The following is a 13,713-nucleotide window of genomic DNA, read 5'->3' as shown; positions in this document are numbered from 1 at the left end:
GCTCCCCGGGAGCAAGGGGGAGGGGCGAAGGTCAGGAGGCCGTGGCCGCCCGGATCCGCTCAGCGCAGTCCTGCAGCTGCGCCTCCTCGGGAAGGTGGACGCGCCCGAAGGCGCGCTGCTTCTCCATCTCCAAGGAGACGAACCGCAGGTCCGGGCGCCCGGGGGCCAGGATGTCCTGAGCGCTCGTCTTGCGTCCTGCGCCTCCGGAGCGGTACCTCGTGTTGGCTACGTGCATCTCGAACACCACGCGGCCGTGCCAGGCGTCGGCTCGGAAGAGCGCGTCGGCCAAGGGGTGCACGCGCATGTCCAGCCCGGCTTCGCGCAGGCGTGCCACCGTGTAGAGCTCGCGCAGGAACGAGTAGTAGAAGAGGCCCACCCGCCAGCTCATGGCATCGCGCACCTCATACCAGTCGGCGCCGGCCCGCTGCTGTTCCTCGCGGACCTTCTTGTGAGCGGGGTCCCAGATCATCCACCTCCTGTCCGGCTCACCTGCCCAGGTACGGAAATCCTGGAAGGAGAAGACCCCGCCGACCTGCTCCAGGGCGAAGTGGAAGAGGTGGGTGAACGCGAAGCCGGGCCGCCAGTCGGCGACGCCTTTGAACTTGTAGGCGTTCCGGGATCTGATGTCACCGAGCGGGTGGTCGGAGGTCACTTTCTCCACGTCGGAGGAGGAGACCCCGTAGACGGCGCGGGAGTCGTGGGCCATGACGCGCTCGGTGACTCCGGGTCTGTAGCCGGCCCAGGCCCTGTACTCGCGCTCGGTTCCGGGGGTGCGGGCGAAGTGGTCGAGTACATCCTGGGCCGTGGTGGTAGGCCTCGGGTCCGGCACGGTTCGGGGCTCCCTGGAGAAGTGGAGGGCATCGTCTACCGATGCGGGACTCTAGAGCAGGCCTGTGACAGGAGGGCCTGCTGGGGCCGGATCCCTAGCATGGTCCGGCCTCCGGAGCAGGGAAGCGCGGATCTTCAGTACGTCCTTGCTGTTCCTGGCGGCTAACGGTGGGGTGCGGTTGGAGCACTGGTCGGCTACCCGTACCGGGCTGCGGCCGTCGACCCGGACGAGTTCGCCGAACACATCCACCGCCACCTCCAACCCCACTTGGGCGGTCTGGTTCTGGAGGAGCTGACTCCCGGCGTGGTGGCGCAGGCATTCGCCTCCATTGCTCAGCACAGGTCGCCTACGGGGTTTTGTCGGCGGCGACAGCGCAGCGGGTGGGGGCCACGTTGCGGGCGGCGTTGAACACTGCGGTGCGGGAGGGGTTGTTGGCCTCGAGTCCGGCCAGGGGGTGCGGCCGGTGGTGGCGGTGTGGACGGTGGAGCAGACCCGCGTGTTCTTGGACCACGTTCGCGAGGACCGGTTGTACGCGTTGTTTCACCTGGCGGTGATGACGGGGGGGCTGCGCTGGCCAGAGATCGATCTGGTGCGGGGACGGTGCGAGTAGCGCCAGCTGCAGTCCCACCAGGGCAGGCTGGTGGAGCTGGCTTCCGAGAGCTCGGCGAGTCAGCGGATGCTGTCGGTGGATCACACCACTTCGGGGGTGTTGCGTCGGCACCAGTGGCACCAGTGGCACCAGCAGGAAGCACAGGGCCAGGGGCGGGTGTGGGATCAGCGGGGTTGGTTTTCACCGCTCTGCGGGGTGCTCCGGAGCGGTTGTCGCGCCTGTTCCGGAAGCTGAACACCTCCAGCGGGTTACCGCCGGTGCGGTTACACGACTTGCGCCATGGTGCGGCGACGCTGGCGTTGACGGCGGGGGCGGAGCTGAAGGTGGTCCAGGCAATGCTGGGGCACGCGAGCATCGTCTTGACGGCGGATACCTATTCCACGGTGTTGCCCCAGGTGGCGCGGGAAGCGGCGGAGCGCACGGCGTGGCTGGTGCTGCGCGATGCGGGCAGAGCCCATCGGTGAAGGAGGGCACGAAGGGTACGTCGAGGGCTGGCCCCACCTCGGCCCCATCCTGGCCCCATCAGTTTTGGGGAATGTCTGAGGTGCCGCGATAAGACCGGTTTGACCTGGGGTTTTGTGGCGCACCCGGCAGGATTCGAACCTGCGACCGTCGGATTAGAAGTCCGATGCTCTATCCACTGAGCTACGGGTGCCTGATTTAATTGTGGCCCTTTGTGGCAGTGCGTGATCAGCTTGTGACCGATCGTGGGGTTCGGGCCGAGGGGGCGTGCTGCTGGTGTCCCTGGGGAGACATTCTAGGGTATTCGTCAGATGTCGCCCAAGGGAGGGCAAAGCCTCACCAACTACGGTGATTCGTAGTTGCGTCTCGTTACCACGCGCGTTCCACCAAATCGGTCTCTATGGGCCTCGCGCCCCACGTTACCGGTGATTAACCCCTGGTGCGCTGCTGTACCGCTGGCGTTTCGCGAAGTCCGGGGGTCGCCCCAGGTGTGGGGCGGCCTGGGAGGTCAGAAGACCCACCACTGACCTGCCAGGATCATCAGCGATGCCACGGTGAACAGCATGAGTCCTCCCTCTCTGGGACGACTGTACGGCCGCTCTGGGTGTATGGGCGAATACATTGCGTGGCAAACGCGGGTTTGCTGTGGTTTGGCGAGGGTGAGGGGTGCTGTTGACCGGGGAGCGGAGACAGGGACTGGTGGCCGGATTCCTGCTGGACAGGGCGGTTCCGGATCCCCGCAGGGGGCATCCGGTGGCGTTGTTCGGGGCTGGGGCCGGGCGTGTGGAGAAGTGGCTCTACCGGGACTCGGTGGGGGTGGGGGCGCTGTACGCGGGCGCGCTCGTGCTGCCGGTCGTTCTGGCGGGATCGCGGATGCGGCATCCGGCGTTGGTCGCGGCGGCCACGTGGGCGGTGCTGGGCGGCAGCATGCTCGGGCGTGAGGCGGAGAAGGTCGCGGACGCCCTGGAGAGTGGGGACCTGGAGCGGGCGCGGACGCTGGTGGGCGGACTCTGCGGCCGCGAGGTCGCCTCTCTGGACGAGGCCGGGGTCGCCCGGGCCGTGGTGGAGTCCGTGGCGGAGAACACCTCGGACGCCGTGGTGGGACCGCTGGTGTGGGGTTCGCTGTGCGGGGTGGGCGGTTCGGTGGGCTTTCGGGCGGTGAACACCCTGGACGCGATGGTCGGGCACCGGAACGAGAGGTACGAGCGGTTCGGGAAGGCCGCCGCCCGGTTGGACGACGTGGCCGGGTGGGCGCCCTCGCGGTTGACCGCGCTCCTGACGGTGCTGGCGGCGCCGGCGGTGGGTGGAAGCCCCGCTGAGGCGTGGCGGGTGTGGCGCAGGGACCGCGGGGCGCACCCGAGCCCCAACTCCGGGCAGTGCGAGGCCGCGTTCGCCGGGGCGCTCGGCCGGACCCTGGGCGGGGTCAACACGTACGGGGACCGGGTGGAGAGGCGTCCGTCGATGGGGGAGGGGCCCCCGGTGGCGGTGGGGGACATCCGAAGGGCGGTCAGGCTGGCCCGAACGGTGAACCTGGGTGCGTTGTTGGTCGCGGTGCTTCGATGAGCGTTCCGGGAGCGGTGCGACCTGGCGGACCGTGAGGTCCCGATGGGTGTTGGTGTGGCGGCTGGAGGGGGCGTACCCGGCGGGATGCCGGCATCCCGCCGGGTACGCCCGGGCTCTCGTGCCGGTACGGCTGGGGGTGTTCTGGGGGTCGGGGCCCTCCAGGAACCCGGGTGCTTGGCGTTCCGGGGTGTTTCCGGCGCTGGACCGCTCAGGGCCTGGAAGCCTCCTCGGGCCGGAACGGCCGCGCGGACCGGTGGATCAGGCGGCGAGGGAACGCGCGTAGTTGACCTGCTGGCTGACGTGCTGCACGTAGGCCTGGTTGGCCACCATGATCTGGGTGGCGTGGTAGTGCCCGCCGCCCTGGACCGTGACCTGGACGTGCCCGGTCGTCTTGGTCTCCTTGATGAGGAGGAAGAGCAGGCTGAGCAGGCAGGTCCAGATGAACAGGATCGCGACGATGATCGCCCAGACGGGGATCGACTGTTCGGTCCGGGTCATGTCGGACATGGTCCACACGCTGCCCTTGATGGGGAAGCGGCCGGACGGGGTGATCACGCTGGTCTGCGTGATCGCGATGTCCCCGATGGTGTCGAGGGTGGCCTCGCTGTGCCCCTGGGGGCCGCCCGGACCGAGCGGCGAGTAGCCGCCGGTGGGGGAGCCGTAGGGCTCGAGCTGGCCGCCGGTCTGCTGTTCGGGCGGCGGTCCCCATCCGGGGTTTCCGTGGTTGGGCTGCTGCCAGGGCTCGCCCTGAGGGGGATCGGGGTACTGGTTCATGGGGGTGATTGTGCCAAAGGAGACCGGGTGTCTGACTCTCCGCACCCAAGGGAGCCGGGTTGTGGCCGGATGTGGCCATGTTGAACCCTGAGTGGCGAGGGCGGTACGGGGTGCGTGTATGGATTTTCCCTGGTGTGGTGTGGGTCACTGTAAACACGGGGTTTCGGGTACCGCGAACCACTTCGGAGCGGAAAACATGAAAGTCTTTCGCGATTTCCTTACCCGTGCGTAACATGCGGCAGATCCATCGCCCGCACCCCCAGGTGGTGACCGCACATGCTCCCCTTCCTCCGTCCCCCCTCCGCGCCCCCGCGATCCCCCTCTCTCCGAGCGAGACTCCGCACCGGTGCCGTGGGCGCGGCCCTCACGATCACGGCGTCCACGGTCGCCGCCCTGCCCGCCGCACCGGCCCTGGCCGAACCCGCCGTCGAGGACTACTGCGCCCCCGCCGGCTGCCGCGACATCCTTCCGCCCGGCCAGAACGGCAGCGCCACCCTGGTCGAGATCCTGGGCCACCAGGTCTTCGGCACCCGGCCCAAGCACTCCTCCAGCCAGCTGGACATGTACGACAACCTCGTGCACCACTACGACGGCCTCACCGAGGAGGGCCTCGACGACTTCTTCGTCGACGCGAGCTTCGGTGTCGACGAGGGCGACGTCGACCGCGAGTACCGGCCGCGCGACGACGTCACGATCACCCGGGACAAGCAGCACGGCATCCCGCACATCCAGGGCACCACCCGCGAGGGCACCATGTTCGGTGCCGGGTACGCCGCCGGCGAGGACCGGCTCTTCCTCATGGACGTCCTGCGCCGGGTCGGCCGCGGCGAACTCACCTCCTTCGCCGGGGGCGCCGAGGGCAACCGGGGCCTCGAACAGGACCTGTGGGGCACCGCGCCCTACACCGAGGAGGACAAACAGGCCCAGGTCGACCGGGTCGCCGACAGCGGAGAACGCGGGGAGCAGGCCCTCGCCGACGTCGACGCCTACCTCGAGGGCGTCAACAGCTACATCGACGAGGCCGACAGCGGCCGCTACTTCCCGGGCGAGTACGTCCTGACCGGCCACAAGGACGCCATCACCAACTCCGGGGAGATCGAGCACTTCACGCAGACCGACGTCGTGGGCATCGCCGCGATGGTCGGCGGCATCTTCGGCGGCGGTGGCGGAGGCGAGGTCCAGGCCGCGATCGTGCTCGCCAACTTCCAGGACCGCTACGGCGAGGAGGAGGGGCTCGAACTCTGGCACGCCTGGCGCATGGAGAACGACCCGGAGGCCGTGGTCAGCGTCGACGGCGAGTTCCCCTACGCCCAGACCTCCGACGACCCGGTCGGCGAGGTCGCGCCCGACCCGGGTTCGGTCGAGCCCTACAGCATCGTCCACGACGAGTACGGATCAGCGGCCTCCGAGGTCGCGCCCGAGCCCCGTGCCGCGACCGAGGACACGGAGGCACCCGCCCCGGACGCACCCACCGTCGAGGAGCTCCCCGAGGAGCAGCAGGCCGAGCTCGACCAGATGGTCGAGGACGGGGACCTGTCCGCCGCGGAGGGTGTCTTCGACGACGGCGTCCTGCCCGAGGGGTTCATGGATCCGCGCGGCATGTCCAACGCCCTGCTGGTCTCGGGAGCCCACACCGAGAGCGGCAACCCCGTCGCGGTCATGGGACCCCAGACCGGCTACTTCTCCCCGCAGCTCCTCATGCTCCAGGAGCTGCAGGGGCCCGGCATCAGTGCCCGGGGCGCCTCCTTCGCGGGGGTGAGCTTCTACGTGCAGATGGGCCGCGGCGTCGACTACGCCTGGAGCGCCACCTCGGCGGGCCAGGACATCACCGACACGTTCGCGGTGGAGCTGTGCGAGACCGACGGCTCCGAACCCTCCACCGCCTCGCGCGCCTACGTCGACAGCGAGGGGGAGTGCACGGACCTCGAGGCGCTGAGCGTCAGCAACGACTGGACGCCCACGATCGCCGACGGGACCGCGGCCGGGGGCTACACCCTGACCTCCCTGCGGTCCGAGTTCGGTCTGGTGCGGTCGTTCGCCACCGTGGACGGCTCCCCGGTGGCCTTCACCGAGCTGCGGTCCACCTACATGCGCGAGGTCGACTCCATCCTCGGCTTCCAGCAGTTCAACGACCCCGGCGCGGTCACCTCGGCCGAGACCTTCACCCAGGCGGCGGCCGACATCGGGTACGCGTTCAACTGGCACTACGTGGACGACGCCGACATCGCCTTCATCAACTCCGGGGCCAACCCGGTCCGGTCCGAGGGCACCAACCCGAACCTGCCCATCGACGCCTACTCCGACTCCGGCTGGTCCGGTTGGGACCCGGCCACCAACGAGGCCGACTACCACCCGCAGTCGGACCACCCGCAGGAGATCAACCCCGACTACATCGTCAACTGGAACAACAAGCCCGCCCAGGGGTACACCTCGGGCTGGTCCACCGGTTCCGTGCACCGCAACGACCTCCTGGACACGAGGGTCGCCGGGCTGATCGGGGAGGGGCACCGGTTCACGCCGGCCTCGCTCACCGCGACGATGATGGAGGCCGGGGTCGCCGACCTGCGTGCCGAACAGGTACTCCCGCTGCTCTTGGAGGTCATCGACACCGAGGCCGTGGAGGACCCCGAACTCGCCGGGACGGTCGAGGCCCTGCGCGCCTGGTCCGACTCCGGTTCCCTGCGCCGCGAACCCCGACGCGACGCCGGGTACTACGACCACGCGGACGCCATCCGCGTGCTGGACGCCTGGTGGCCGCGGCTGGTCCGGGCGCAGTTCGAGCCGGGCCTGGGCGAGGACCTGTACACGCAGCTGACCCGGGCCGTCCAGACCGACGAGTCCCCCTCGGGGGCGATCGGCGGCGGTGCACCCGGCAGCGTCAACCAGAGCCAGCCGCACCGCGGCTCGTCCTTCCAGTACGGCTGGTGGTCCTACGCGCACAAGGACCTGCGTGCGGTCCTGGGCCAGGACGTGGAGGGCACCCTCGGCGACCGGGTCTACTGCGGTGAGGGCGAGGTCGACTCCTGCCGCACGGTCCTGCTGGACAGCCTCGCCGAGGCGGCGGCGACCCCGGCGGGCGAGGTCTACCCCGGTGACGAGCACTGCTCGGCAGGTGACCAGCTCTGTGCGGACACGGTGATCCACCAGGCGGTGGGCGGCATCGGCATGTGGCCGATCGCGTGGCAGAACCGGCCCACCTACCAGCTCGTCTACGAGTTCTCCGGCGGGAGGTGACGCCTCTGCCGGAGGCAGGGAACCCCCGGGCCGGGCGGGAGGACTCTCCCCGGCCCCGGCGGGTACGCCCTCGGACGTGACGGACGCGGCCCGCGGTGCCCCGGCGACGGGAGCGCCGCGGGCCGCGATCGTGCATCCGTTACGGGGATCTTGTGGTGGGCCGGGTTTGTGTGGGTAGCTTAAGGACTACCCGAAACCACAGCGGGGAGGGCCACAGGAAAATGCCTGTCTGGCTGATCTGGATCATTCTCGCGGCCGCCCTCGGGGTCGCCGAGTTCTTCACGCTGACCTTCGTCCTGGGGCTTCTGGCGGCCGCCGCACTGGTCGCCGCGCTCCTCGGCGCCATCGGACTTCCGGTGGCCGTGCAGATCATCGGCTTCGCCGCCGCGTCCGCCGCCGGACTCGTCCTGGTCAAACCGATCATGGACCGCCAGCTCAAGCGCGGTCCGGACGTCCGTTCCGGAACGGCGGCCCTGGTCGGCCGCTCCGGTGTCGTCCTCCAGGTGGTCGACGCCGACAACGGAAGAATCAAACTCCAAGGAGAGGAGTGGTCGGCACGCTGTATCGACGAGGACCTGGTGATCCCGGTGGGTGCGCACGTCGACGTCATGGAGATCGACGGGGCGACCGCCGTGGTCTACCCGCGTGAGGCGCTGCCCGAACTGCCCGAACAGAACCACCCGGAACAGAACTGAGCCGCGCGGCCGCATCGCCGCACGGCCGGGAACACAGCCGTATCCCCAGCCGCAAGCCCCAGACCTAGGTACAGGTGCAGAACATGGAATCTGCCATACCGCTCATCATTCTCGCCGTGCTCCTCGTCGCCGTCGCGTTGGCGGCGATCCGGATCGTCCCGCAGGCACGGGCATACAACATCGAGCGCTTCGGACGCTACATCCGCACCCTCGACCCGGGACTGAACTTCATCATCCCGGGCGTGGACCGGGTCAACACCAAGTTCGACCTGCGTGAGCAGGTCTTCACCTCCCGCCCGCAACCGGTGATCACCGAGGACAACCTCGTGGTCAACATAGACACCGTCCTCTACTACCAGGTGACCCAGCCCAAGGCCGCCGCCTACGAGGTCGCCAACTACATCCAGGCCATAGACCAGCTCACCGTCACCACGCTGCGCAACGTCATCGGTTCCATGGACCTGGAGAAGACCCTCACCTCGCGCGAGGAGATCAACACCCGGCTGCGCGGGGTCCTGGACGAGACCACCGGCAAGTGGGGCATTCGCATCAACCGGGTCGAGATCAAGGCGATCGACCCGCCTCCCACCATCAAGGAGGCGATGGAGAAGCAGATGCGGGCCGACCGCGACAAGCGCGCGGCCATCCTGCACGCCGAAGGTGAGCGGCAGTCGCGCATCCTCAAGGCCGAAGGTGCCCGTCAGCAGGCCATCCTGGAGGCCCAGGGTGACCAGCAGGCGGCGATCCTGCGGGCCGACGGTGAGGCCAAGGCGATCGAACGCGTCTTCCAGGCGGTGCACGCCAACAACGCCGACGCCAAGCTGCTCGCCTACAAGTACCTGGAGACGCTGCCGAGCCTGGCCGAGGGCGAGGGCAACACCTTCTGGGTGATCCCGGGTGAGCTGACCGAGGCGGTCAAGAACGTGAGCCACGCCTTCGCCGGTGACGCCGCCCGCAGCGCGCCCTCCACCACCAAGGAACAGGCGGATGCCGAGTCCACGGACGGGCCGGCGCAGATCACCGGGCCCGACCCGGCGCAGACCTCCGCCTCGGCCCAGGCCGCGGCGGACGCGGCCGAGGCGGCCGAACGCGCGGTCGCCGACGCCCGGGACGACGTCCGCAAGGCCGGCGCCCGCATGGGCACGACCCCGGAGCCGCGCGACGAGTCCGAGTGACCGTACGCACCCGCTGACCCGGGGCACCGTCGGCAGTGGACGGGAACGCCCGGCGACGTGCGGGACCGGTCGGCAGCGGACGGAACCCGCGGGAAACGACGACGACGGCGGCGGTGGCGGGACCCCGGGAGGGGAACCGCCACCGCCGCCGTCCCGTGCGCCGCACCCCTCCAGCGCGTGCCGGAGCGCCGCGGTGCGCGTCGGAGTGCTCCGTCGCGCACCGGGTGCTCCAGCGTGCGCCGGAGCGGTTCAGACCAGGAGCAGCTTGCCGGTGGTGCCCCGCGAGGCGAGGTCGCTCTGCGCCCGGCCGGCCTCGCCGAGCTCGTACCGGCCGCCGATCCGCACGTCCAGGCTGCCCCGCTCCACCAGCCCGAACAGGTCCTCGGCGCGGCCCAGGAGCTCTGCGCGGTCGGCCACGAAGTAGGCGAGCGAGGGCCGGGTCAGGTACACCGAACCGGCGCTGTTGAGCCGCTGCGGGTCCACGGGCTCCACCGCCCCGCTGGACTGGCCGAACAGCGCCAGCACCCCGCGCGGGCGCAGAGAGTCCAGACTGGCGTCGAAGGTGTCCCGGCCGACCCCGTCGTAGACCGCCGCCACGCCCTCGCCACCGGTCAGCTCGCGCACCGCCGGTGCGACCTCGGTCTCGGTGTAGCGGATGATCTCGTCGGCTCCGGCCGCCCGGGCGATCCGCTCCTTGGCGTCGGTGGAGACGGTCCCGATCACCCGTGCGCCGCGGGCCTTGGCCAGCTGGGTGATGAGCAGTCCGGTACCGCCGGCCGCGGCGTGCACCAGCACGGTCTCGCCCTCGGCCACGGGGTGCACCGAGTGGGTGAGGTAGTGGGCGGTCATCCCCTGGAGCAGTAGCGCGGCCGCCTGCTCGGTGGTGACGGCGTCGGGCACCGGCACGAGCAGGGACGCCTTGACCACGGCCTGGTCGGCGTAGGCGCCCGGAGCCATCGCCCAGCCGACCCGCTGGCCCACCCTCAGGTCGGTGACGCCCTCACCCAGGGCCGCGACCACGCCGGCGGCCTCCACCCCGGGGACGTAGGGGAGGGGCACCTGGTAGACACCGCTGCGCTGGTAGACGTCGATGAAGTTGACGCCTCGGGCCCCGACGTCCACGAGCACCTCACCCGGGCCCGGGGCGGGGGCCTCGGCCTCGGTCAGTCCCAGGACCTCGGGGCCGCCGTACTCCTCGATCACGATCGCGCGCATGGTTCTCCTCGTTGTGGCTGGGCGCCGGGCCGGTGCCGGAGGGGCGGTCCCACGGCGGCATCAGCCGTCGACGTCGATCCTGTGCAGAGCGTAGTTCGTGAAGACGGAGGCGACCGGCTCGGTGCTCGCACCGGAGCGCATGACGACGCCGACCCGGCGCCGGTCCTCGGTGTCGAGCTCGCTGTCGTCCGGCAGCGGCTGCGGGTCCGTGGCGGAGAGCACGAGCTCGCCGTTGACCCACATGCGCAGGTCCATGTAGGGCTTGTCGCCGTCCTCGGCCACGTACTCGCAGGAGAACTGGAGGTTGTTGGTGAGCAGGTCGTCCACCTTCACGTCGTAGGGCAGTCCCTCGACCCCGGGGTCCTCGGCGAAGAGGTCGAAGGTCTCGAAGCCCTTGACGTCCGTGGTCTCGGCGAGCGGGGCGTCCCCGCTCTCCTCCGTCACCCTGCGGATCTGTGCCTGCTCGCCGTCGAAGCGCACCAGTCCCTCGTACATGGTGCGCTCCTCCTCGCCCTCCTGGTCCCAGCAGCGCACCCCGAGGCTGCTCTCGGCCGGGCCCTGCAGCGGGGCCATGTCGGTGCTGATGAGGACGCGGTCCGGGGTCTCCCGGTCGTAGGGGGAGACCTCGCCGCGGGACGGGCTCATGGCCGGGTCGAGCTGGAGCATCAGGGCGCTCTGCTGTGCCCAGTACCCGTCGGTGTCCTCGGGGCGGTCGGGGTCGAAGGAACGGAGGCTGGACCAGCCGTCGTCGTTGGCGAAGTCCGTGACGTAGATGCTGGTGGTCTCCTCGGGCGGGGCGTCCGCGCCGGAGAGCACAACGGTGGCGCCCACACCGGCGACCAGCAGGACCGCGACCGCCGCCCCGCCGATGAGCACCAGCCTGCGGCGGCCGCCCGAGCCCTTGCCGCGCGGCGCCCCGGGGTACTGCCCCGGGCCGCCCGGGCCGTTGGGAGTGCCGGGGCCGCCCGGGCCGTCGGGAGCGGGGTGGGCGGGCTGCCCGTGGGACGGCGAGTGGCCGTACGGGGCCTGTCCCTGCGGGCCGTGCTCCGCCTGTCCGTAAGAGGGCTGTCCGGGCTGGGGATGGAGGTGCTGCTGGTACTGGGCGACCGGCGGGTAGCCGCCGCTCGGTGCGCCGTGGCCGCCCTGCTGCGGGCCGGACTGCGGGGAGTTCGGGTGGGGGTAGGGCTCCTGCGGGTTCGCCTGCCCCGGCCAGGGTGCCTGCATCTGCTGGGTCCGGGGCACCGGTTGCGCCGACTGGGGCCGCATCTGCTGGGTGGGGGGCGCCTGCTGCAGCGTCGACCGGGGGAACACGGGGTGGGCCGGGGCCTCCGCGGGCCCGGAGGGCGCCGACGGCCGTCCCCCGGGCGGGGTCGGGGCCCCGCCCGAGGCGTGCTCCCCGAGCTCCGGGTCGGTGTCTCCGGGCGCCCGCCCGGGGACCGGGGGACTGCTCGGCGGAGCCCACGAGGTGGTGATCGTGCGCCGGATGTCCGACTCCTCCGGGTCCTCCTGGCCGGTCAGCCGGGCCAGCAGCTGCTTGGAGGTGGGGCGGTTCTCCGGCTTCTTGTCCAGTGCACCGCCGACCAGGTCCAGCAGGTTCGGGTCGAGCCCCTCCAGCTTGGGTGCGGCCGAGGAGATGTTGTGCAGGACCGCGGGCACCGTGGCCGCGTCGAAGGGCGCTCTGCCGGTCCCGGCGAAGGCCACCAGGCAGCCCCAGGCGAAGATGTCGGCCGCGGCCGTGGCCTGCTCGCCCAGGATCAGCTCGGGAGCCATGTAGGAGGGGGTGCCCATGAGCTGGCTGGAACGGGTGACCGCGCCGCCCGCGTCGTCCAGGGCGCGGGCGATGCCGAAGTCGATCACCTTGGGGCCGACCGGGGAGAGCAGGACGTTGGCGGGTTTGAGGTCGCGGTGCACGATCCCCGAACCGTGGATGGCGGTGAGCGCCGCCGCCACCCCCATCGCGAGGCCCTCCAGGGTCCCACCGTGCATCGGCTCGCCGCCGCGGACCGCCTCGTCCAGATTGGGGCCGGGCACGTACTCGGAGACGATGAAGAGGGGTTCGCCCTCCAGGCGGGCGTCGATCACCCCGGCGGTGGAGAAGCGGGCGACCCTGCGGGCGGAGGCGACCTCACGGGCGAAGCGCAGCCGGAAGGACTCGTCGTCGGCCAGGTCCGGATGGATCAGCTTGACGGCCACGGAGCGGTCGGCGGCGTCCCTGGCGAGGTAGACGGTGCCCATACCACCGCGGCCCAGGCGACTGACGATGCGGTAACCGTCGAGTTCGCGCGGGTCCCCCGCACGCAGGGGTTTGCCGCTTTCGTGTCCGTTGGACGTCACAGTTGGGGGTCCCTCGTATGGATCGTGTGATTCGCGCCTAACAGCGTACCGATGTCGATACGCCGACGCGTTCTGGCTGTACTCGGCCGTCCCGGGCGGGGAGCGGGTCCGAACTGGGGTTTCTGGGTCGGGGTTCGTGGGCCGGTGCGGGTCGGTGGCCGGGGCGGGGGCGGGGTGCGGTAGCGGCGCCCCGGGGCAGGCGTTGGGGGTCTCGTCCGGGCGGAAGCCCTCGAAGAGGATCCGGACCGGCCGGGGGCGGCCAGCGTACCGATGCCGCCGTGGGCGCGCTGGGCCGAGGGGCGGATGAACGGACGTACGATCACAGGCTCGGTCGGCCGTTCGGCTCCCGCGGCGGACGGGTGTCACAGGTGGGGATGGCCGAGACGCGGAAACAGTTCCACGGAACCGCTGATTTCGCTAGTATTCGAATACATGTTCGAATGCCTGGCCGTACTTCCCCACGGGCGGGCCCTCCGGCGGCGTGCCCTCGTACGAGGCCGGACACCAGGTAACAGGAGTCGGTCGATGCTGGGGGGAACTGTCGTGGGGCGGTACTACGGGGCGGACGTCGCGGTGGTCGAGGCCGAGGGGAGGCCGATCCGGTTCACCTGGAACGGCAGGGTGTACGGGATACGGAGGATCATCGACCACTGGGTCACCCTGCGCAGGGACTGGACGCCCGGCTCGGGTTCCCAGGTGCCGGAGCGCAGACACTGGCGGGTGGAGGCCGGATCGGCCTACGCACAGGGGGTGTACGAGCTCCGCCACGACACCACGACCGGAGAGTGGCTGCTCTCCCGCGTCTGGGGCTGAGCCCGCACG

At 70.6% G+C, this 13,713-nt stretch carries 10 protein-coding genes and 1 tRNA gene; 6 read left to right on the top strand and 5 right to left on the bottom strand.

The features are described from left to right. Positions 1-31 precede the first annotated feature (31 nt). Positions 32-829, bottom strand: coding sequence for a hypothetical protein (locus D458_RS0100505; RefSeq protein ID WP_017584764.1), 798 nt, complete (start codon positions 827-829; stop codon positions 32-34). Between the two features lie 819 nt (positions 830-1,648). Between D458_RS0100505 and D458_RS37310 the strand changes: the two genes are divergently transcribed. Then, a complete protein-coding gene (locus tag D458_RS37310) occupies positions 1,649-1,903 on the top strand; it encodes a tyrosine-type recombinase/integrase (RefSeq protein WP_239647857.1) in 255 nt (84 codons plus the stop codon). A gap of 115 nt (positions 1,904-2,018) precedes the next feature. Here the strand turns inward: D458_RS37310 and D458_RS0100490 are convergent. Then, positions 2,019-2,094, bottom strand: a tRNA-Arg gene (locus tag D458_RS0100490). Between the two features lie 506 nt (positions 2,095-2,600). On the opposite strand from D458_RS0100490, the gene D458_RS0100485 reads away from it, so the two are divergent. After that, on the top strand, positions 2,601-3,464 hold the full coding sequence (locus D458_RS0100485) for a cobalamin biosynthesis protein (protein WP_026118858.1): 864 nt from the start codon (positions 2,601-2,603) through the stop codon (positions 3,462-3,464). A 258-nt stretch (positions 3,465-3,722) separates the two neighbouring features. Here D458_RS0100485 and D458_RS0100480 read toward each other — a convergent pair whose 3' ends face one another. After that, the gene (locus D458_RS0100480; protein WP_017584762.1) at positions 3,723-4,238 is read right to left on the bottom strand and encodes a hypothetical protein; all 516 of its coding nucleotides are present in this window, start codon (positions 4,236-4,238) and stop codon (positions 3,723-3,725) included. A 351-nt stretch (positions 4,239-4,589) separates the two neighbouring features. Here D458_RS0100480 and D458_RS0100475 point away from each other — a divergent pair, with 351 nt between their 5' ends. From D458_RS0100475 to D458_RS0100465, 3 genes are all read left to right on the top strand, one after another. Further along, a complete protein-coding gene (locus D458_RS0100475; RefSeq protein WP_017584761.1) occupies positions 4,590-7,472 on the top strand; it encodes a penicillin acylase family protein in 2,883 nt (960 codons plus the stop codon). A gap of 221 nt (positions 7,473-7,693) precedes the next feature. Beyond that, on the top strand, positions 7,694-8,167 hold the full coding sequence (locus D458_RS0100470; protein WP_017584760.1) for an NfeD family protein: 474 nt from the start codon (positions 7,694-7,696) through the stop codon (positions 8,165-8,167). Between the two features lie 83 nt (positions 8,168-8,250). Continuing rightward, positions 8,251-9,342 (top strand): SPFH domain-containing protein, encoded by a 1,092-nt coding sequence (locus D458_RS0100465; RefSeq protein ID WP_026118857.1) that lies wholly within the window; start codon positions 8,251-8,253, stop codon positions 9,340-9,342. Positions 9,343-9,591: 249 nt separating this feature from the next. Here the strand turns inward: D458_RS0100465 and D458_RS0100460 are convergent, their stop codons facing one another. Both D458_RS0100460 and D458_RS0100455 read right to left on the bottom strand, forming a co-directional pair. After that, complete coding sequence (locus D458_RS0100460; RefSeq protein ID WP_017584758.1) at positions 9,592-10,557, bottom strand: quinone oxidoreductase family protein; 966 nt, start codon at positions 10,555-10,557, stop codon at positions 9,592-9,594. A 60-nt stretch (positions 10,558-10,617) separates the two neighbouring features. After that, positions 10,618-12,891, bottom strand: coding sequence for a serine/threonine-protein kinase (locus tag D458_RS0100455; RefSeq protein ID WP_017584757.1), 2,274 nt, complete (start codon positions 12,889-12,891; stop codon positions 10,618-10,620). Positions 12,892-13,416: 525 nt separating this feature from the next. Between D458_RS0100455 and D458_RS0100450 the strand changes: the two genes are divergently transcribed. Then, entirely contained in the window at positions 13,417-13,704 is a 288-nt protein-coding gene (locus D458_RS0100450) for a DUF6504 family protein (RefSeq protein ID WP_017584756.1), read from the top strand. The last annotated feature ends 9 nt before the right edge of the window (positions 13,705-13,713 follow it).

Source organism: Nocardiopsis ganjiahuensis DSM 45031 (genome assembly GCF_000341085.1).
Classification (GTDB): domain Bacteria; phylum Actinomycetota; class Actinomycetes; order Streptosporangiales; family Streptosporangiaceae; genus Nocardiopsis; species Nocardiopsis ganjiahuensis.
This window is presented reverse-complemented; position numbering and strand designations above follow the sequence as displayed.